This is a genomic window from Erwinia tracheiphila, assembly GCF_021365465.1.
Classification (GTDB): domain Bacteria; phylum Pseudomonadota; class Gammaproteobacteria; order Enterobacterales; family Enterobacteriaceae; genus Erwinia; species Erwinia tracheiphila.
The window spans coordinates 3,612,505-3,632,301 of record NZ_CP089932.1 but is presented as its reverse complement, the minus strand read 5'-3'; the positions used below and the strand labels follow the sequence as shown (position 1 = coordinate 3,632,301).

The 19,797-nt window shown below is 51.6% G+C and carries 17 protein-coding genes, 1 other RNA gene and 4 pseudogenes; 14 read left to right on the top strand and 8 right to left on the bottom strand.

Annotated elements, in window-relative coordinates; genetic code table 11:
• Window positions 1-90: 90 nt before the first annotated feature.
• Window positions 91-1,326: a phosphoglycerate dehydrogenase gene (gene serA / locus LU633_RS18895; RefSeq protein ID WP_016190267.1), complete on the top strand. Its 1,236-nt coding sequence runs from the start codon at window positions 91-93 to the stop codon at window positions 1,324-1,326.
• 209 nt (window positions 1,327-1,535) lie between these two features.
• Here the strand turns inward: serA and LU633_RS18890 are convergent, their stop codons facing one another.
• From LU633_RS18890 to zapA, 3 genes are all read right to left on the bottom strand, one after another.
• A complete protein-coding gene (locus LU633_RS18890; RefSeq protein ID WP_016190266.1) occupies window positions 1,536-2,123 on the bottom strand; it encodes a 5-formyltetrahydrofolate cyclo-ligase in 588 nt (195 codons plus the stop codon).
• 71 nt (window positions 2,124-2,194) lie between these two features.
• Window positions 2,195-2,378: non-coding RNA, 6S RNA (ssrS, locus tag LU633_RS18885), on the bottom strand.
• A 40-nt stretch (window positions 2,379-2,418) separates the two neighbouring features.
• Window positions 2,419-2,748, bottom strand: coding sequence for a cell division protein ZapA (zapA, locus tag LU633_RS18880; protein WP_016190264.1), 330 nt, complete (start codon window positions 2,746-2,748; stop codon window positions 2,419-2,421).
• Window positions 2,749-2,917: 169 nt separating this feature from the next.
• Between zapA and LU633_RS18875 the strand changes: the two genes are divergently transcribed.
• Genes LU633_RS18875 through ubiI form a run of 4 tightly spaced genes read left to right on the top strand, consistent with a single transcriptional unit; the run spans window position 2,918 to window position 7,234 of the window.
• Window positions 2,918-3,496, top strand: coding sequence for a YecA/YgfB family protein (locus LU633_RS18875; RefSeq protein ID WP_016190263.1), 579 nt, complete (start codon window positions 2,918-2,920; stop codon window positions 3,494-3,496).
• A 30-nt stretch (window positions 3,497-3,526) separates the two neighbouring features.
• Window positions 3,527-4,843 carry a Xaa-Pro aminopeptidase gene (gene pepP / locus LU633_RS18870; RefSeq protein WP_016190262.1) on the top strand — a complete coding sequence of 439 codons (1,317 nt, stop codon included), beginning with the start codon at window positions 3,527-3,529 and terminating at the stop codon, window positions 4,841-4,843.
• On the top strand, window positions 4,840-6,018 hold the full coding sequence (gene ubiH, locus LU633_RS18865; protein ID WP_016190261.1) for a 2-octaprenyl-6-methoxyphenyl hydroxylase: 1,179 nt from the start codon (window positions 4,840-4,842) through the stop codon (window positions 6,016-6,018). The genes pepP and ubiH overlap by 4 nt, the downstream gene beginning before the upstream one ends.
• Window positions 6,019-6,031: 13 nt before the next feature.
• Window positions 6,032-7,234, top strand: coding sequence for an FAD-dependent 2-octaprenylphenol hydroxylase (gene ubiI, locus LU633_RS18860; protein ID WP_016190260.1), 1,203 nt, complete (start codon window positions 6,032-6,034; stop codon window positions 7,232-7,234).
• 14 nt (window positions 7,235-7,248) lie between these two features.
• Here the strand turns inward: ubiI and LU633_RS18855 are convergent, their stop codons facing one another.
• Together LU633_RS18855 and LU633_RS18850 are read right to left on the bottom strand one after the other, a co-directional pair.
• Window positions 7,249-7,476, bottom strand: a complete 228-nt coding sequence (locus LU633_RS18855) for a hypothetical protein (protein WP_016190259.1) — start codon at window positions 7,474-7,476, stop codon at window positions 7,249-7,251.
• A gap of 66 nt (window positions 7,477-7,542) precedes the next feature.
• The gene (locus tag LU633_RS18850; RefSeq protein WP_016190258.1) at window positions 7,543-7,782 is read right to left on the bottom strand and encodes a hypothetical protein; all 240 of its coding nucleotides are present in this window, start codon (window positions 7,780-7,782) and stop codon (window positions 7,543-7,545) included.
• 1,113 nt (window positions 7,783-8,895) lie between these two features.
• Here LU633_RS18850 and gcvT point away from each other — a divergent pair.
• The 4 genes from gcvT to LU633_RS18830 all read left to right on the top strand — a co-directional run bounded on the left by gcvT (window position 8,896) and on the right by LU633_RS18830 (window position 13,912).
• A complete protein-coding gene (gene gcvT, locus LU633_RS18845) occupies window positions 8,896-9,990 on the top strand; it encodes a glycine cleavage system aminomethyltransferase GcvT (protein ID WP_016190256.1) in 1,095 nt (364 codons plus the stop codon).
• A gap of 75 nt (window positions 9,991-10,065) precedes the next feature.
• The gene (gene gcvH, locus LU633_RS18840) at window positions 10,066-10,452 is read left to right on the top strand and encodes a glycine cleavage system protein GcvH (protein ID WP_016190255.1); all 387 of its coding nucleotides are present in this window, start codon (window positions 10,066-10,068) and stop codon (window positions 10,450-10,452) included.
• Window positions 10,453-10,475: 23 nt separating this feature from the next.
• Window positions 10,476-13,358 (top strand): aminomethyl-transferring glycine dehydrogenase, encoded by a 2,883-nt coding sequence (gene gcvP, locus LU633_RS18835; RefSeq protein ID WP_016190254.1) that lies wholly within the window; start codon window positions 10,476-10,478, stop codon window positions 13,356-13,358.
• 263 nt (window positions 13,359-13,621) lie between these two features.
• The gene (locus LU633_RS18830; RefSeq protein ID WP_016190253.1) at window positions 13,622-13,912 is read left to right on the top strand and encodes a hypothetical protein; all 291 of its coding nucleotides are present in this window, start codon (window positions 13,622-13,624) and stop codon (window positions 13,910-13,912) included.
• A 515-nt stretch (window positions 13,913-14,427) separates the two neighbouring features.
• Here the strand turns inward: LU633_RS18830 and LU633_RS18820 are convergent.
• Both LU633_RS18820 and LU633_RS18815 read right to left on the bottom strand, forming a co-directional pair.
• On the bottom strand, window positions 14,428-15,867 hold the full coding sequence (locus LU633_RS18820) for a 6-phospho-beta-glucosidase (RefSeq protein ID WP_016190252.1): 1,440 nt from the start codon (window positions 15,865-15,867) through the stop codon (window positions 14,428-14,430).
• A 193-nt stretch (window positions 15,868-16,060) separates the two neighbouring features.
• Window positions 16,061-16,531, bottom strand: a pseudogene (locus LU633_RS18815) (PTS transporter subunit EIIB); the annotation flags it as partial.
• Between the two features lie 8 nt (window positions 16,532-16,539).
• Between LU633_RS18815 and trhA the strand changes: the two are divergent.
• The 3 pseudogenes from trhA to LU633_RS18795 form a co-directional block, all read left to right on the top strand.
• A pseudogene (gene trhA / locus LU633_RS18810) lies at window positions 16,540-16,936 on the top strand (PAQR family membrane homeostasis protein TrhA); the annotation flags it as partial.
• 49 nt (window positions 16,937-16,985) lie between these two features.
• Window positions 16,986-17,683 (top strand): annotated as a pseudogene (locus LU633_RS18800) (IS1 family transposase).
• A 21-nt stretch (window positions 17,684-17,704) separates the two neighbouring features.
• Window positions 17,705-17,815, top strand: a pseudogene (locus LU633_RS18795) (PAQR family membrane homeostasis protein TrhA); the annotation flags it as partial.
• Window positions 17,816-17,856: 41 nt separating this feature from the next.
• Here LU633_RS18795 and ygfZ read toward each other — a convergent pair.
• Entirely contained in the window at window positions 17,857-18,837 is a 981-nt protein-coding gene (gene ygfZ / locus LU633_RS18790; protein ID WP_016190248.1) for a tRNA-modifying protein YgfZ, read from the bottom strand.
• Window positions 18,838-19,053: 216 nt separating this feature from the next.
• Here ygfZ and sdhE point away from each other — a divergent pair, with 216 nt between their 5' ends.
• Both sdhE and LU633_RS18780 read left to right on the top strand, forming a co-directional pair.
• Window positions 19,054-19,320 carry an FAD assembly factor SdhE gene (gene sdhE / locus LU633_RS18785; RefSeq protein WP_016190247.1) on the top strand — a complete coding sequence of 89 codons (267 nt, stop codon included), beginning with the start codon at window positions 19,054-19,056 and terminating at the stop codon, window positions 19,318-19,320.
• Window positions 19,301-19,702: a protein YgfX gene (locus LU633_RS18780; protein WP_016190246.1), complete on the top strand. Its 402-nt coding sequence runs from the start codon at window positions 19,301-19,303 to the stop codon at window positions 19,700-19,702. Before sdhE ends, LU633_RS18780 begins: the two co-directional genes overlap by 20 nt.
• The last annotated feature ends 95 nt before the right edge of the window (window positions 19,703-19,797 follow it).

The window sequence follows — 19,797 nt, the reverse complement described above, 5'->3', positions numbered from 1 at the left end:
TTTTTATTGCCGTGTGCGCAGATTTTGATATTTTGGCATAAGGCTTAATGCTATCAGCCACATTTGAAGTTTGCTAAATAGGATCGGGAAATGGCAAAAGTATCACTGGAGAAAGACAGAATTAAATTCCTGCTGGTGGAAGGCGTGCATCAGAGTGCTGTAGATATACTGCGTTCATCCGGTTACACCAACATTGAATTTCATAAGGGTGCGCTGGATAGCGAACAATTAAAAGAATCGATCCGCGACGCTCACTTTATCGGTATTCGTTCACGAACCCACCTCACCGAAGAGATTTTTGCCGCAGCGGAAAAACTGGTTGCGGTGGGCTGTTTTTGCATTGGAACCAATCAGGTCGATCTTATTGCGGCTGAAAAACGTGGTGTTCCGGTCTTCAATGCTCCTTTCTCCAATACGCGATCCGTAGCTGAACTGGTCATTGGTGAGCTGTTATTGATGCTACGTGGGGTACCGGCAGCTAACGCTAAGGCACACCGTGGTGTCTGGCATAAACTGGCTGTTGGCTCTTATGAAGCGCGAGGTAAGAAGCTCGGCATTATTGGTTACGGGCATATCGGCATGCAGTTGGGTGTGCTGGCAGAGAGCCTGGGCATGCATGTTTTCTTCTATGATATCGAAAACAAATTGCCGTTGGGTAATGCGACGCAAATTACACAACTCTCCGCGCTGTTGAACATGAGCGATGTTGTCAGCCTGCACGTACCGGAAACTCAGTCGACGCAAAATATGATTGGCCCGCAGGAGCTGGCAATGATGAAGCCAGGCGCATTGTTGATCAATGCTTCTCGTGGCACGGTGGTTGATATTCCTGCACTGTGTAAAGTCCTGGCAGATAAACATCTTGCCGGGGCGGCAATTGATGTCTTCCCACAAGAACCAGCGACCAATAGCGATCCCTTTATTTCTCCGCTTTGTGAGTTCGATAACGTGATCCTGACGCCGCATATTGGTGGCTCAACCCAGGAAGCGCAAGAGAATATCGGCATTGAAGTGGCTGGCAAGCTGGCGAAATATTCCGATAACGGCTCGACGCTGTCAGCCGTTAATTTCCCGGAGGTTTCCCTGCCAATGCATGGCGAACAGAGTCGTCTGCTGCATATTCACGAGAATCGCCCGGGTATTCTGACGGCAATTAACACTATTTTTGCTGAACAGGAAATTAATATTGCCGCGCAATATCTGCAAACGTCGCCATCAATGGGCTATGTGGTCATCGATATCGACGCGTCTCAGGATATTGCCAACACAGCATTACAGCTGATGAAAGCGATCCCAGGTACCATCCGGGCACGATTACTGTTCTGAGCAATATGGCGCAAGCATATCAAAGGGCATACTGTGGTATGCCCTTTTTTGCAGAATAAAAAATAATATATGCGTCTGATCAGGAGTCGATCAGCCGGGGGAGCGGGTTTATGTAAGGGGTAACGGCTGGTTTGGCAGCCCGTTGAGTGCCATTGTGAGAAATCACACTTGCATCGATCACGACGACTCAGGCTTATTTGCTGTTGGTTTCACCACAGCCAGACCTTTGAGGGCGTGATGATGGCCGGCAAAGGGATATCCCAGCTTGCTATTGGCAGAGACGCAACCTGCTGACAATCATGGGCCAGGCCAACTGGCAGAAACCCATGCTGCCGCCAGTTCTGCAACGTTCTGTCGTAAAATCCACCACCCATACCCAGCCGTTGTCCCTGCGCGTCAAATGCCACCAGAGGCACGATAAGCACATCCAACTCACTGAGAGTAACCATATAACGAATATCCAGCGGGGGCTCGGGGATGCGCAGGCGGTTCATCGTTAGCGGTGTGAAGGATTGATAGCGAAGAAAGAGCAGCTGTCCTTTTGCAAAAGGGTGAAGCACCGGAAGGTAAACTTCTTTTCGCTGTTGCCACAGTTGTGAAATGAGCGGAGTGGTATCCAGCTCGCCATCGAAAGAAAGAAACAGCGCAATTCTTTTGGCCTCAAAAACAGACGCAAAACCCAGCGCCTGCTGTGTGGCCCGCTGTGCAGCCTGTTGCTGTTGCGTTGATGTGAGTGCCTGACGTTGTTGACGAATGTAGCGACGGATATCCTGACGGTCAGATAAGACGGGAGGCATTAGATTCACCGTGCTGGGGAAGGCTGTGAAAGAAGATGCTGCCTGAATGTTACAAACATAAGGCCAAAATGAGAATCTCCGAGATGCCGCCGCAGGCTGTAACCCTTGAACCCTTGGTTCAAGGTGAGTATGCCGTCGCAACCATCAGGCTTCCCGGACGGGCCGGGCATGCACACAGGTCACAGAGTGACACACTCTGTTGGTATGAAATATCGGCTCAGGGGGCTGACCCGCTTGCAAACATCTCAGAGAAAATTTACATCGTCGTTACTTTATCATAATAAACACAGATGTGTTATTCAAATCGCGGTCCGTCACGTTCTGTAATGCGACCCTGTTCAAGCAAGGCTTGTTCAATGGTCTGTTGCAACATACGGATACGCTGTTCCATGTTACTGGCATAATCGCGGGTTTTTGTTTTTTCCTGCGCCAGCTCATGGCAAATATTCAGAGCAGCGATAAAAACCAGCTGCTCGGTATTGGTGACTCTGGTGCGAACTTTTAAATCTTGCAACCGCTTATTAAGGTCCTCGGCAGCCATGTTCAGCGCATCTTGCTGTTCAGGCGGGCAATTTACCCTTAAGGAACGGCCAAAAATTTGAATATCTACGGGCTGAACAGACATGAAACCATCCTGACTGATTATTTCGCCGTTAATCTCTCTTGCCACTCAATGGGTTGGGAGGAGCAAAACTATAACTACCCCATTGAGAAGAAACAACCCCTTTATGGAATCGTTGCTGCACCTGGTGGTAGCATAACAGGAACTCCACCAGCCAACGACGACCAAACGTATGTCACTATCAAACACTATGTCGGGCTATAATGCACTGGCTTCAGCACTAACGCAGCAGGGTGTGGCAATGACGCCAGCGGAAATGCATGGGCTTATTAGCGGGCTTTTATGCGGCGGCAACAGGGACAGTAGCTGGCAAATGTTGGTTTACGATCTGACTAACGAAGGAATGGCTTTCTCGCAGGCGCTTATTCAATCTTTGCAGCAGCTGCATCAGGCCATTGGGGACAGCTTAGAAGACGAAGGATTTCTGTTTCAGCTCTATTTGCCTGAGGATGACGATATCAGCGTATTTGACCGTGCTGATGCCCTTGCAGGCTGGGTTAATCATTTTTTATTGGGGCTTGGCGTATCGCAACCTAAACTGGGTCAGATAAAAGGTGAAACGGGCGAGGCCATTGACGACCTGCGAACGATTGCACAGCTTGGTTATGATGAAAATGAAGATCAGGATGAGCTTGAGCAGTCGCTGGAAGAAGTCGTTGAATATGTGCGGGTTGCCGCGCTGCTTTGCCACGATACCTTTACCCGAACCCTCTCAGCGCAAGCGGGAGTGAAAAAAAACACCCTGCATTAAGCGGTGGCTGTTCGCACTCAGGAGAAATTGATGACACAACAAGAGATTGTGCGCCGCCGTAAGGCGCTTCTGGCGAAAATGACACCGGCCAGCGCAGCGGTGATTTTTGCCGCGCCGGAAGCGACGCGAAGCAATGACAGTGAATACCCTTATCGTCAGAACAGCGATTTTTGGTATTTCACTGGCTTTAACGAGCCTGAAGCGGTGCTGGTGTTGATCAAAAGCAGTAAAAATCACCATCATAGTGTGCTGTTTAACCGGGTTCGCGACTTGACCGCAGAAATCTGGTTTGGTCGTCGGCTGGGGCAGGAAGCCGCGCTGGAGAAGCTGTCGGTCGATCGTGCGCTTCCCTTCGATGATATCAGTGAACAGCTGCCTCAACTTCTCAATGGGCTGGATGTAATTTATCATGCGCAGGGGCTTTATTCCCAGGCGGACAGTCTGGTATTTAGCGCACTGGATACGCTGCGCAAGGGCGCGCGTCAGAATCTCACTGCACCAGCCACGCTCACCGACTGGCGTCCGTGGGTGTATGAAATGCGCCTGTTTAAATCTCCTGAAGAACAGGCCCTTCTTCGGGAAGCTGGGCGTATCAGCGCACTGGCACACACTCGCGCCATGAAAGCGTGCCGTCCGGGTATGTACGAATATCAGCTCGAAGGTGAAATTCATTACGAATTTAACCAGCACGGCGCCCGATTTGCTTCCTATAACACTATCGTTGGTTCGGGTGAAAACGGTTGTATCCTGCATTACACCGAAAATGAATGTCGGCTGCGGGATGGCGATCTGGTGCTGGTTGATGCAGGCTGTGAATTTCACGGTTATGCAGGGGATATCACCCGAACTTTTCCGGTTAACGGAAAGTTTACCGCACCACAGCGGGCTGTCTATGACATCGTGCTGTCATCGTTAAATACGGCTTTAGATCTCTTTGGTCCGGGCATCAGCATCAGGGAGGTGAACGATTCGGTCGTGCGGATCATGGTTACCGGGCTGGTCAAACTTGGCGTGATGAAAGGGGATGTGGACACCCTGATTGCCGAACAGGCACACCGTCAGTTTTATATGCACGGCCTGAGCCACTGGCTAGGTCTGGACGTTCACGATGTTGGGTTCTATGGCAACGAGCGCGACCGCATTCTTGAACCTGGTATGGTGATAACGGTCGAGCCTGGGCTGTATATCGCCCCGGATGCCGATGTGCCGTTGGAATATCGCGGAATTGGTATTCGCGTGGAGGATGACATCATCATCACTGCTGAGGGTAATGAGAACCTTACCGCCAGCGTGGTTAAAGATGCTGATGCAATTGAAGCACTGATGGAGACAGCGAGAAAGCAATGAGCATCGTTATCGCAGGCGGGGGAATGGCAGGTGCCACGCTGGCACTGGTGATTTCTCATCTCACTCAGGGAAAGGTAAAGGTGACGGTGGTGGAAGCCAGCGAGCCGGATAACCGCACTCATCCGGGGTATGATGGCCGCGCCATAGCGCTGGCCGATGGAACCTGTAAACGGCTGGAAGCCATTAACCTGTGGTCAGTGTTAAAAGCGCATACCACGCCCATCTCCGATATTCATGTCAGCGACAGAGGCCATGGCAGCTTTGTCTCAATCAGTGCGCAGGATTACGGCCTTGAGGCATTAGGGAATGTTATTGAACTCCATGATGCCGGTGCCATATTGTTTACGCTTTTGAAAAAGACGCCGTGCGTACGTCTGTGCAGTCCTGCGACCGTGTCGACAGTGGTGCGCAATCAGCAACAGGTCACCGTTACCTTGAGCACAGGGGAAGCGATTCACGCGCAGCTGCTGGTGGCGGCGGATGGTTCACAATCCTCTGTAGCGGCATCCTGCGGCGTCCAGTGGCAAACAGAGGATTACCAACAGGTTGCGATGATCGCCAATGTATCCACCAGCGAGCCCCATCAGGGCAGGGCATTTGAACGTTTTACGCCCTATGGTCCGCTGGCGCTGTTGCCGATGTCCGGCGGTCGTAGTTCTCTGGTATGGTGTCATTCGCTGGCTGCCCGGCAGCAGATTGGCAGCTGGGGCGAGCTGCGTTTTCGGGACGAATTGCAGAAAGCGTTTGGCTGGCGGCTGGGGCGCATTACGCAAATCGGTCAGTGTCACAGTTATCCATTGCGCCTGCAGGTGGCCTCACAGCGTGTTTCTCACCGTCTGGCGCTGGTGGGCAATGCCGCGCAAACGCTGCACCCTATCGCGGGTCAGGGGTTTAACCTGGGGCTGCGTGATGTCATGTCTCTTGCGGAAACCATTGCTGCTGCATCCCGTGATGGGCAGGACATTGGCAGCTATGACATTCTTCATCATTACCAACAGCGGCGGCAAGGGGATACTGCCACAACGATTTGCTTAACTGACACACTGGTCAGATTTTTCGCCAACCCTTATGCACCATTGGTCATTGGGCGAAATCTGGGTTTGATGGCGATGGATGCTCTGCCGCCGATGCGTGACTGGCTTGCCAGGCGCATGTTGGGCTGGGTTGCGCGTTGAGGAGAAATCTGTGATGCAAACATATGATGTGATTGTGGCAGGGGGCGGGATGGTCGGTCTGGCCGTTGCCTGTGGACTGCAGGGAAGCGGCATGAAAGTGGCGGTGCTGGAGCGCGAAATGCCGCTCTCCCTGGGGCATAATGATGCGCCTGCGTTGCGGGTATCAGCAATTAATACGGCCAGTGAGCGTCTGTTGCAGCATCTGGGCGTGTGGGATCGCATTCTTGCTGGCCGCAGCAGTGCCTATCACAGGATGGAAGTGTGGGATCGTGACAGCTTTGGTCACATTACCTTTGACACAGGGCAGCAGGGGCTCAGTCATCTTGGGCATATTATTGAAAATTCGGTGATTAAGCAGGCTCTGTGGGATAAAGCCTGCGAGCACAATCACATTACCCTGATAGTGCCAGCGCAACTTCAGCAGATAGCCTTTGGTGAAAACGAAGCTTTCGTTACCCTGAGTGACGGAAACATGCTCAGTGCCCGGCTGTTAGTCGCCGCCGATGGGGCCGACTCCTGGCTGCGTAATAAAGCAGATATTCCGCTGATGTTCCATGATTATGAGCACCATGCGTTGGTGGCAACTATCCGTACGCAACAGCCCCATGGCGCGGTTGCACGGCAGGTTTTTCATGGCGAAGGCATTCTGGCCTTCCTGCCATTGAGCGATCCTTCCCTTTGTTCAATCGTCTGGTCCCTGCCACCACAGGAAGCTTCCCGGCTGCAATCCATGCCGGAAGAGGTATTTAATCAGCAGCTTTCGGTGACTTTTGATATGCGACTGGGCTTATGTTCGCTGGAAAGCGAACGCAAAACCTTCCCGCTGATGGCCCGCTTTGCCCGCAACTTCGCCGCTCATCGCCTGGCGCTGGTAGGGGATGCTGCTCACACCATTCATCCGCTGGCCGGACAGGGGGTAAATCTCGGTTTTATGGATGCAGCGGCGCTGGTCAGTGAGCTAAAACGCCTGTACCAGCAGGGTAAGGATATTGGTCAGCATCTTTATCTGCGCCGTTATGAACGCAGTCGCAAACACAGTGCCGCGATGATGCTGGGCAGTATGCAGGGCTTCCGCGAGCTGTTTAGCGGTAATCATCCGGCAAAAAAACTACTGCGCGGCGCGGGGTTAAGCCTGGCTGATAAACTGCCTGGATTAAAACCTCGTTTGTTAAAACAGGCAATGGGGCTGGGCGATCTACCCGACTGGCTGCGCTAATTTTGCCGTAAGTATTATTCTGGCGACTGTAACCCTGCCGCCAGGTCCTTGATTCTGATCTGTTGCAGTTCAGGCAAAGGTGTGCTCTTTATTGCAACTTTTATATCAGCCAGATGTGTGGCAAAATTTTGTTGAAATTGCCTGAGTTTCTGTGGTTCAGGATAGTGGACTTTCACGCCCGTACTCTTTTTTTCCCGCGAACTGGGATTAATGCGAATCAACACATCGGCAGGCAGATTCACCCCTTTTGCCTGACAGGTAAGGCAAAGTGTCGCCAGATCCTGTAAATCGTTAAGCTCAATTTCTTTTCACCGCCCCCCTTTTGCGGAGCCTGTCAGAGGATGGTTTTGACTTTGGTAATGGTAGTTGCTGGCCACTTTGCCCAATGAGCCGCTGATCGAGTGGGTTTTTAGAGCGGCGACTTTACTAAAACCCAGCACCACAGGAACAATTTTACCGTTATTGACCATCCCCAGGAGCGGTGCTTTGCCGCCTTCCATCTGCTGCTGCAGCGTGGTGGTGGCACTGGCGAGCAGAGATTCAAGCATCTTACCCTTGAAAATAGTTTGCTGGTCGTCGGGCAAACTGAGAATAATTTAACGCGGAAACTTCAGCGTTGCTCCGCAGTGCTCCAGGGAGGCATTCAGAAATTTCCTGGGATTAATGTTGCAGGTTTTAGTGAGCATATTTTGCAACCATTGCACGATCGTACTTTGTGTATGTTCCTCGTTGGTTGCCTCAAATTTAAAGGGATATTCTGAAAGATCGAGGGCTTTTCCCGCTGCTAGATGCAGATTAATCCCCTGACACATCCGATGCTGAAACGCTCTTGCTGCTGGGTTGGTGCTATGCATACCTTTACCCTGGGCATAAAGTCGCGTTTTACTTCTCAGATTTTCACGGGTAACCAGGTCTGTCGACTTTTCGGCTGTACGATCTGAAAAGAAAACTTTTCCTTCAAGTGACTCTGAGCCGCCTTTTGCATCATTGACGTCGCCCCGTTAGCTCTCCTGACGCAAGGATTTCAAATCCCCATTGTGTACCGTGTTTGATATAACCTTTTGGTGCCGTCGGGCTCATGGACGAAAGCAACGCGCCGTGCTATTTGTTCCAGACTAAATAAACGGGAGAAAGACGAGCATCATCAAGTTAATTGGATTTGAACCTTTCCCGGCGTAATTGCATAATTTTTCCGGGTCCTGCTGTTCAACTGCTTCGTGAAGTAATAAACGATTGAATGACGATCCTGCTTTAACATCCATAATTACATCCTGAACCCGTTGTATTTCCAGTAAGTGTTAAATTGCGTAGGCTGGTTTCGGCGTTGACGATGTTTTCATTTGAAAAATACTAATTTTACTTGTTTTTCGGATTACTTTTTTTATTGAACATATGCTGTTTTATACCCGGATGATTTCCTTTTAATCCTGAATGTCGTGATATATTACTGTATTTATCTTAATTTTCATTATTTTTCACTTGTTTTTGAAAAATACTTGGTTAAAAATATTGTGTGAGTTTTTGCGGCCTGAATAATGTCATAAGAATTCAACCTCGTTCAGCTTATGGTTAATCGTCGTGTTCGGTGATAAGTTCAGTCTGAGGATAACGTTTGCGCTCAACATTTCGGGTGGGCGCACGCAACCAGTACAGGACAGGATATGACTCAGCAGACGCCTTTATTCCAACAGCACCAGGCCAACGGTGCGCGTATGGTGGACTTTCATGGCTGGATGATGCCACTTCATTATGGCTCCCAGCTCGACGAACACCATGCGGTGCGCACTGATGCCGGTATGTTTGACGTGTCGCACATGACCATTATCGACCTGCATGGCTCCCTCACCCGTGATTTTCTGCGTTATCTTCTTGCCAACGATGTAGCTAAATTAACCCAGCCGGGAAAAGCACTTTACAGCGGTATGCTCAATGCGTCTGGTGGCGTCATTGACGACTTAATCGTTTACTTTATGAGCGATACATTTTTTCGTCTGGTGGTTAACTCTGCAACCCGGGAGAAAGACCTGGCGTGGATCCGTCAGCACGTCGAACCTTATGGCGTACAAATCACCGAACGCGACGATCTCGCGCTCATTGCTGTGCAGGGACCACAGGCTCAGGCAAAAGCACAAAGCCTGTTTGATCGTGCTCAGGCCGATGCCGTCTGTGGAATGAAACCGTTCTTTGGTGTGCAGTCAGGTGAGCTGTTTATTGCCACTACCGGCTATACCGGTGAAGCAGGTTATGAAATTGCCCTCCCTAATGAGCAGGCGGTAGATTTCTGGAAAAAACTGCTTGCCGCAGGCGTCAGGCCTGCCGGACTGGGTGCCCGCGACACCCTGCGCCTTGAGGCCGGTATGAATTTGTACGGTCAGGAAATGGATGAAGGGGTTTCTCCGCTGGCGGCTAATATGGGTTGGACCGTGGCATGGCAGCCTGTCGAACGTTATTTCATTGGCCGCGCAGCACTGGAAGCCCGGCGACAGGAAGGGAACGAACAGCTGGTTGGTCTGGTGATGACCGAGAAAGGCGTCCTGCGTAACGATCTGCCGGTGCGCTTTATGGATGCCAACGGCAATCTGCACGAAGGGAAAATCACCAGCGGATCCTTTTCTCCCACCCTCGGCTACAGTATTGCGCTGGCCCGTGTCCCGGCGGGCATTGGCAAAACGGCGATGGTGCAGATACGTAACCGCGACATGCCCGTCACCGTGACAAAACCGATTTTTGTTCGCGCCGGAAAGCCGGTCGCGTAATAAACCGGGACCGTGAGCAGATGCCGGCGGTTCACTTTGGCAAGCCTTTTAAACATGTTTTCAGGAGAGCGGGCGATGAGCAATGTACCTAACGAATTGAAATACCGTGACAGCCACGAGTGGGTGCGTCAGGAGGCTGACGGCACCTGGACGGTGGGGATCACCGAGCACGCACAGGAGCTGCTGGGCGATATGGTGTTTGTCGATTTGCCCGATGTGGGTAACACCTACCACCAGGGCAATGATTGTGCCGTGGCAGAATCGGTAAAAGCAGCGTCGGATATCTATGCACCCATCAGCGGTGAAGTGATTGCAGTAAATGAGGCGCTGGATGTTGAACCTGAACTGGTTAACAGTGCCCCCTATGCTGAAGGCTGGCTGTTTCGCCTTAAAGCCAGTGATGAATCTGAACTGAACTCACTGCTGGATGCCGACGCGTATAAAGCCAGTATTGATGAATAACCCGTAATCAGGATTTGTAGCCAATGACTCAGACTCTTCGCCAGCTTGAACATATCGGTGCCTTTATTGAACGTCATATTGGTCCCTCCCCGGCGCAGCAGGATGCCATGCTGAGTGCCATCGGTGCCCGATCCCTCAGCGATTTGATCGCCTCTATTGTGCCAGCAGATATTCAACTGCCGGGGCCACCCGCCATCGGCGATGCTCTGACTGAGCATCAGGCGCTGACAGAGCTGAAAGCGATTGCCAGTCAGAATCAGCGCTACAAATCCTACATCGGCATGGGCTATACCCCGGTGCTGACACCACCGGTTATCCTGCGCAACATGCTGGAAAATCCGGGCTGGTACACTGCCTATACGCCTTACCAGCCTGAAATTTCTCAGGGCCGTCTTGAAGCGCTGCTGAACTTTCAGCAGATAACGCTGGATCTGACCGGTCTGGATATGGCGTCCGCGTCCTTGCTTGATGAAGCCACGGCGGCGGCTGAAGCGATGGCGATGGCTAAACGCGTCAGCAAGCTAAAAAATGCCCATCGTTTCTTTGTGGCGGATGATATCCATCCTCAAACGCTGGACGTGGTGCGAACCCGCGCGGAACCCTTTGGTTTTGAAGTGATTACCGACAAAGCCGAGAAGGTGCTGGATTACCAGGATGTTTTCGGCGTGCTGTTGCAACAGGTCGGCACCGGTGGGGAAGTCCACCATTATGCCAGCCTGATTGCCACGCTGAAAGCGCGCAAGGTGATTGTTGCGGTAGCAGCTGATTTTATGTCACTGGTTCTGCTTGAAGCGCCTGGAAAGCAGGGGGCGGATATCGTCTTTGGATCTGCACAACGTTTTGGTGTGCCGATGGGCTATGGTGGGCCTCATGCTGCTTTCTTTGCTGCCCGCGATGAGCATAAGCGTTCCATGCCAGGCCGTATCATTGGTGTTTCCCGCGATTCCGCAGGTAATACCGCACTGCGTATGGCAATGCAGACGCGAGAGCAGCATATCCGTCGTGAGAAGGCCAACTCCAATATCTGTACTTCTCAGGTGCTGCTGGCCAATATTGCCAGCCTGTATGCCGTGCTCCACGGTCCGGCGGGGCTGAAGCGAATTGCCAGCCGCATCCACCGTCTGACTGATATTCTGGCAGCGGGTTTGCAAAAAGGTGGACTGACACTGCGTCATCAAAGCTGGTTCGATACCCTCACGGTTAACGTGACGGATAAGGCAGCTGTTCTGGATCGTGCCTTAAGCTTCGGTGTTAACCTGCGAACCGATATCTATCACGCTGTCGGCATCACCCTCGATGAAACCACGCAGCGTGAAGATATTGCGGTACTTTTCTCTATTTTGTTGGGAGACAATCACGGTCTGGATATTGACCAGCTGGATGCAGATGCTGTCGAAAACAGTGATTCTGTCCCGGCCGGAATGCTGCGCGAGGACGCGATCCTGACGCACCCCGTGTTCAACCGTCATCACAGCGAGACAGAGATGATGCGTTACATGCACGGTCTGGAGCGCAAAGACCTGGCGCTGAATCAGGCGATGATCCCGCTCGGCTCGTGCACTATGAAGCTGAACGCAGCAGCGGAAATGATCCCCATTACGTGGCCGGAGTTTTCAGAACTGCATCCTTTCTGCCCGGCAGAACAGGCCGGGGGCTATTTGCAGATGATTGGTCAACTTTCTCAGTGGCTGGTTCAGCTAACCGGCTATGACGCGCTCTGCATGCAGCCCAACTCAGGCGCTCAGGGTGAATACGCCGGACTGCTGGCCATTCGTCGCTACCATGAAAGCCGCAACGAAAGTGGTCGCCATATTTGCCTGATCCCCAGCTCGGCTCATGGCACGAATCCGGCATCGGCTCAAATGGCGGGCATGGCGGTGGTGGTGGTGGCCTGCGATAAGCAGGGCAATATCGATCTGCACGATCTGCGTGAAAAAGCGGAAAAGGCGGGTGAGGCGCTTTCCTGCATTATGGTGACTTACCCGTCGACGCACGGCGTTTATGAAGAAACAATCCGTGAAGTCTGCCAGATTGTTCATCAATACGGCGGCCAGGTCTATCTGGATGGTGCAAATATGAATGCGCAGGTTGGTATCACCACGCCAGGCTATATCGGTGCTGACGTCTCGCACCTCAATCTGCATAAAACATTCTGTATCCCCCATGGCGGCGGTGGTCCTGGCATGGGGCCTGTCGGCGTAAAAGCGCATCTGGCACCGTTTGTGCCCGGCCACAGTGTGGTGCAGATTGATGGTGTGCTGACGCAGCAGGGGGCGGTCTGTGCCGCACCTTTTGGCAGCGCGTCGATTCTGCCCATTAGCTGGATGTACATTCGCATGATGGGTGCGGAAGGGCTGAAGCAGGCCAGTTCCGTGGCGATTCTCAATGCCAACTACATTGCCAGGCGTCTGCAGTCGGCCTGGCCAGTGCTATACGCCGGCCTCGATGGTCGCGTGGCGCACGAATGTATTCTGGACATCCGCCCGCTGAAAGAACAAACCGGCATCAGCGAGCTGGACATTGCCAAGCGGCTGATCGATTACGGTTTCCATGCACCAACCATGTCCTTCCCGGTAGCTGGGACCTTGATGGTCGAGCCGACGGAATCGGAAAGTAAAATTGAGCTGGACCGCTTTATTGATGCGATGTTGTCAATCCGTATGGAAATTGACCGTGTGGCGGCAGGCGAGTGGCCCGTAGACGATAACCCGCTGGTGAATGCACCGCACACGCAGATGGAAATGGTTGGTGAATGGTCGCATCCTTATACCCGTGAGCTGGCAGTGTTCCCGGCAGGCAGTGACAATAAATACTGGCCGACCGTGAAGCGTCTTGATGATGTTTACGGTGACCGTAATCTGTTCTGTTCTTGTGTCCCGATGAGCGAATACGAACAGTTCTGCTGATTTTTGACTACAGTAAAAAGGTCACATGACGTGCCCGTGCTATTTAACTTATTTAATCAAAAGGAATTGATTCACACTGTGACCACATCAAAAATTGCAGTCCCAGAGATGGGGCTTTTTAATAGCAGGACGGATATTACTAACCGAATTAATTCAATCGGTTAGTAATTACTTTGGATGTCGGGGTACCCCTCAGAATTTGTAAGTGTGGATGAAATGTGGATGTTTCCACTTAACGGATTCAGGGGACTGTCCAGCGGATCATGGCCCCGTTGATCGTACTGGGAATTGACGGACTTAATCTGCTGCGTCTGTTCACCAACACGCTGGATGTGATAGAGCAACTGGCCGCACTCACACCCGGCACACAGAATGCAGCACTGACCAGAAAATACAACAGCCTGATAGGCTGCCCCTCACGCACGACTAAACCCGACCAGAGCGCCACTGTTACACGCAGGGGCATTGTTTTTTGCGTGCAAGAATCTCCCCCGGCTCCAACCTGTTCATGCCATAATGTCCTGGCTATTTGTTGGGCCGATGACCAGCGATGACGAAATGAATCAGAATGTTGTGCTGTTTCTGATTTCCGTCCCGATTTTTGTTATAGCAGGGTACTTGCTGGCGGTTTGTTCATGCGACGGCGTTGCTACAAAAAACCGCAATTAGCTGGGTGCTGATTGGTGGTTACATCCACATGGTTTGTTGACCTGATGGCAACGGGTTCGGTCTGACGACATTCCCTTTATCCGGTTAAACCATGTAACGCTGCACCGACTTAAGTTTGATAAACGAAGCGTGGCGATGCGCGTTAAGACACTATTTGGCCGTGTAGGCCATTTAAAAGCTCGTACATACGTGGCGGCCAGCCGGAAGATATTGCTCAGGCTATCAGCGGGCTGTTGAGCTGTGCCACAGGCACCTTTATCAATGCGGCAGGCGGGCCTTAAAACCACAACAGGCGGTAAGGTTTACTGGTCGCCATAAATTGCGACCCCTGGTTTATGATCGTTTATGTAGGGTGCGCATTCATGCGCACCTGTGGTAACTGAACGTCCAGACTTTTTTCTCAGAGACATTCGCCGTTGCTGGCAATCACCTGTTTATACCAGGCAAAGCTTTTTTTCCTGGTGCGGTTCAACGTGCCGCTGCCATCGTCATTTTTATCAACGTGGATAAAACCGTAGCGTTTGCTGTACTGGCCGGTGGTGAAGGAAACACAGTCAATGCAGCCCCAGGGCGTATAGCCCATGAGTTCAACCCCATCATAAAACACCGCCAGCTTCATTTGTTCGATATGTGCCTGCAAATAGGCGATGCGGTAATCATCGTTAATCTGGCCATCCTCCTCCACCCGATCGATTGCGCCAAAGCCGTTTTCAACGATAAACAGCGGTTTCTGATAGCGCTCGTAAAGGGTGGCAAGGATGTAACGCAGGCCAACCGGATCGATCTGCCAGCCCCAGTCCGATGTTTTGACATGGGGGTTTGGCACACTCCCTTCAAAACCAGACAGGGCGCTGCCGCTGCCCTTTGCATTAGCCTGCACCGCATTGCTCATGTAGTAGCTTATGCCAATATAGTCCGCGCACCCCTCACGCAGCACCTCGGCATCCTCTTGTTGCATCTCGATGTGGTAGCCCTTGCGCGCCCACTCGTGAAGGATGTAAGAAGGATAGTTGCCGCGCATGTGCACATCGCTAAACAGGTAGCGTTCGCGCATGGCTTGCTGTGCCAGCATGACATCGTCTGGATGACATGACCAAGGGTACAGCGGTACCATGGCAATCATGCAGCCAATCTGGAAACCCGGGTTGATCTGATGGCCCAGTTTGACCACCTTTGCGCTGGCGATAAACTGGTGGTGCAGCACCTGATACATCGCCTGCTCAGGATTGTCGTGATCAGTAAACACCACGCCAGAGCAGCAATATCCGAATAGCGGATACTTCCAGTTACGCTGGTTGTTGATCTCGTTAAAGGTCATCCAGTATTTCACTTTGCCCTTATAACGCTCAAATACCACTTCACTGAAGCGAACAAAGAAATCCACCACCTTGCGGTTGAGCCAGCCGCCATACTTTTTCACCAGATGACAGGGCATCTCGAAGTGCGACAGTGTAATGACCGGCTCAATATTGTATTTAAGCAGTTCATCGAACAGATCATCATAAAAATGCAGGCCCGCTTCATTTGGCTTCTGCTCATCGCCGTTGGGGAAAATACGTGTCCAGGCAATAGAAGTACGAAAGCACTTAAATCCCATCTCAGCGAACAGCGCCACATCCTCTTTATAACGGGAGTAGAACTCCACGGCCTGATGGTTGGGGTAGCGGTAGCCGGGCTGAATACCGTCGGTTATTACCCGGTCAACACCGTGCGCGCCGCCTGAGAGAACATCCGCAATGCTAAGACCTTTACCTTCCCGATCCCACCCCCCTTCAACCTGATGTGCAGCAACAGCTCCTCCCCAGAGAAAATCTTTTGGTAACTGCTGATATGTGGTCATCAATACTGTCCCTTAAATAGTCAATACAATTTAGCCGCGGATCAGCCCTGTGAAGGTGCCACATGCGGTTCTTTAAAGCCTGCAAACCAGGTGAACAGGGTGCCTGACACAAATGCCACGGCGATTGACAGCAGGAAGCCGGTAAACTGCTGCATATGCCCTTCTTAAAAAACACGGGCAGTACGGTGATGCCCGGCAGGAAAGTAAAGCCCGCCCAGGAAACAAAGTTGAGAATACGATATGCGCCGCTGGCTTGATCCATCCAGCCCAGGGCGCTAACCAATGAAAGTATTCCCTGCAGCACACCACAGGCCGCCAGTGGATAGAGAAAATGGGCAAAAATACTGGAGATAATATCCATCAGGCGGCTGATAATGCCCACATTTGGGGCGACCATCGCGATATTATCGTCAATTTTTACCTGCTTTAATACAGTCGCATAGGCCTGACTGATATGGTTGCCAATAACTATTTGCAATTGACCACTGGCTTCAATAACGGTAATAACACCTTTTACTCGTTTTAATTGTTCTTTATTAACTTTATCGTGAATTTTTAATATAAATCGCAGCCTGGTGGCGCAATGTGTGATATTGATCAAATTATCATTTCCGCCAATTAACGCAATAATTTCTTCAGCGACCTTATCGTAATTCAGGGCCATGTTCAGTCCTCGCCAGCTACAGTTTGTACGGCGGCAGTATGATCCTGCTCTTTCTGGCTTCCACGCTGTACCATGTGATTACCCATGCGCGCAAAGTTCTGGCTGAAAAAGCCGGACCACTGCGCTATTTATCTTCTAATTGCGGGTACGTATACGCCGTTCTTGCTGATGGGGTTAAAGTTGCCGCTGGCGCCTATTTTGACTATCGTCATCTGAAGCCTGGCACTGGCTGGTGTGTTATTTAAACTTCTGTTTGTTCACCGCTTTGAGGCGTTCTCCGTGGCTACCTATCTTTTAATGGGCTGGCTCTCGCTGATCGTTATTTGCCAGCTTACGTTAGCGATCTCTCCCGGCGGAGTGTGGCTGTTGGCATGGGGCGGGATTATCTATTCACCGGGCGTGGTCGTGACGCAGACTTGCTGATCACGTATGCTTTGCGATTTGGATGTAACATATGGCTAAAGTTGATGTCGTCTGCCCTCAGTGCAATGAAACTCATGCTGTACGATGTAACGGACATTCAGCATCCGGTGCCCAACGTTAGATCTGCAAGCATTGTTCAAAGACCTTTCTGCTCAACTTTAGCTACTCCGGTGCCAAACCAGACACACACCAGACCATTGTTAATATGGCCATGAATGGTTACGGATGTCGCGATACCGCACGGGTTCTCGGTATCAGCCTCAATACGGTTCTGCGGCACGTAAAAAAATTTCGCCAAAGCAGGTAGCTGAGAATATCGACCCCGAAACGGAGGTTGTTATCTGCTGTGAAGCCGGTGAACAATGGTCTTACGTGCGGTGTAAAAGCAATCCCCGGTGGTTGTTCTATGCTTATGACCGTATCCGCAAACGTGCTCTGGCCCACGTCTTCGGCCCGAGAAATGCCCCGACCCTGCGACGATTGCTGGCCCTGTTAAGCAAATTTAACCTTGCCTTTTATATGACAGATGCCTGGCCGGTTTATAAAGTTCTGTTAAGTGCAACAGGCCACGTGGTGAGCAAGAAATATACCCAACGGACAGAACGGCATAATCTTAATCTTCGCACACATATCAAACGACTGACCCGCAGAACAATTTGCTTTTCGAAGTCAGAGGAAATGCACGATAAGATCATCGGTTGGTATCTTACTCTTCATCATTATCAATAAATATGCGTCACGACCCCGGTCGTTATCTTCTACGTGGCAAAAAGGATTCCTTATAATCATGCCATCTGGCATGGCTTTGTTTTGGGCGGGAGCTTATGCCACTTCCTGGCAATTTATTTTTATGTTTCCTGACTTTCAGAGGCGGTTTTTCAGCCCCTGAAAGTCGGTGAAGGTTAGTTCAATCGGTAGGGAAGGGGCTGAATGGCAAGATTGCTACCCTCATCGCCCTGAACTCGCAGCACGCTGTCAGATTCCAAATCGTTATTCAGCACCACCTGAACCCACACTTCACCGTTGTCCATCCGGCATGCAGCCAGCACGGTGCCAGTGCGACGCCAGTTTTCACCCAGCTTTAACTCCAGCGCATCGTTAGCCGCAGGAAGATGGTCGGCGCTGCCCGCCAGCCAGTAAAGGGCGCGCTTGTTGGCTCCGCGAAATTTTGCCCGGGCAACCATTTCCTGTCCGGTGTAACAGCCTTTCTTAAAGCTGATGGCATCCAGTGCCTGCAGGTTGGTGGCCTGCGGAATAAACTGTGCGCTGCTGACGTCATCAATGACCGGGAAGCCCGCTTCTATATCCAGCGCTAACCATTGCGAACTGTCAGTCCGCTGTGCATGGCCCTCCAGGGCATCGCACAGCGCCTGCATGTTGTCCTGGCTGGTTATTATAAGGAAGCGCTCGGCGGGCAAAGCAAACCACAGCAGCGTGGTTTCATCTACTTCGATTGACGGGTTGTCGGCATCTGGCAGCGTGTCAAAAAAGCGGGAGAGAGTGGCGCGTGCCTGTGAACCGGCAATACCCAATAGCATTGCGTCATCATCAGCGAAAATGCTCACTTTAGAAAAGACTGCATATTTTTTCAGTTCGGTTATTTGCGCGTCACGCAGGCTCCGCCGCACCAAATAGGCCAGTCCTTCCTTGCGATGAAACAGACGCAAATTGCTCCACATTTTGCCTTTTGCGTCGCAGTGAGCTGCGGGCAGGTGATTGCTGGCAGCCAGCGCGGCAACATCCAGCGTGACCTGCCCCTGAAGATAGCTGATGCGGTCTGCGCCAGTAACGTTGACCAGCGCCCATGCTTCCAGTGAGATCAGCGTAAGCGGCAAGCGGCAAGAAGCAGCGGGCTGACGAGGTACGAAAGAGAACGTCGACATAATGTCTTCCTGAGTAAAATAAATCTGCCATCATGTTAAAAGAGCCGGTCGGCTTTGCAACCAGTTTTCTGAAAGTGGCGCACAAATTCGGTGATATTTCTGCAAAGAACCCGGTCACGTTGTGCAGGACGACCTGAACTAAAAATTGCTGCATCAACATCTTGGCAAAAACGCGATACACTGGTTGCCATGTTTGACTGATTGACGATGGAAAAAATGGATATAAGTAATAAAGCCCGTGTTCACTGGGCCTGCCGTCGTGGCATGCGTGAACTGGATATCTCTATTATGCCGTTTTTTGAATATGAGTACGATTCACTGAGCGACAGTGACAAACTGGTTTTTGTACGCCTGTTGGAAAATGACGATCCCGATCTTTTTAACTGGCTGATGAATTACGGCGAGCCGCCAGACACCGAGCTGAAACGTATGGTGCTTCTCATTCAGCAGCGAAACAAGCAACGTGGCCCTGTGGCACTCTGAGCTGCGGGTCTCATGGCGAGCACAGTGGTTTTCATTGCTGCTGCACGGCGTGGCGATCCTGATTGTGCTGCTGGCACCCTGGCCGGCCAGCTATACGGTGGTGTGGATGTCACTCCTCACGCTAACGATATTTGAGTGCGTGCGGAGCCAGCGGAGAATAGGCAACCGTGAGGGAGAAATTGCCCTGTTTGAGGGGCGGCAGGTGCAATGGCGGCAGAAGCGCTGGCAGATTCGCGGGCGACCCTGGATTACCCGACAGGCTATTTTAATGACGCTGCGTTCAGCAACCGGAGAACGCGAAAAGCTTTGGTTATTTTCAGACAGTATGTCCGCGGAAGACTGGCGATCGCTTCGAAAGCAATTACTTCGGGCGGCTCTATAGGCTATTTGCACTACCCCTGCGGCGAACGGCGCTGATTATGCATTCCTGCACGGATATTCCTGAGTGATAGCCCGCACCTGGCAATAAGTCCTACA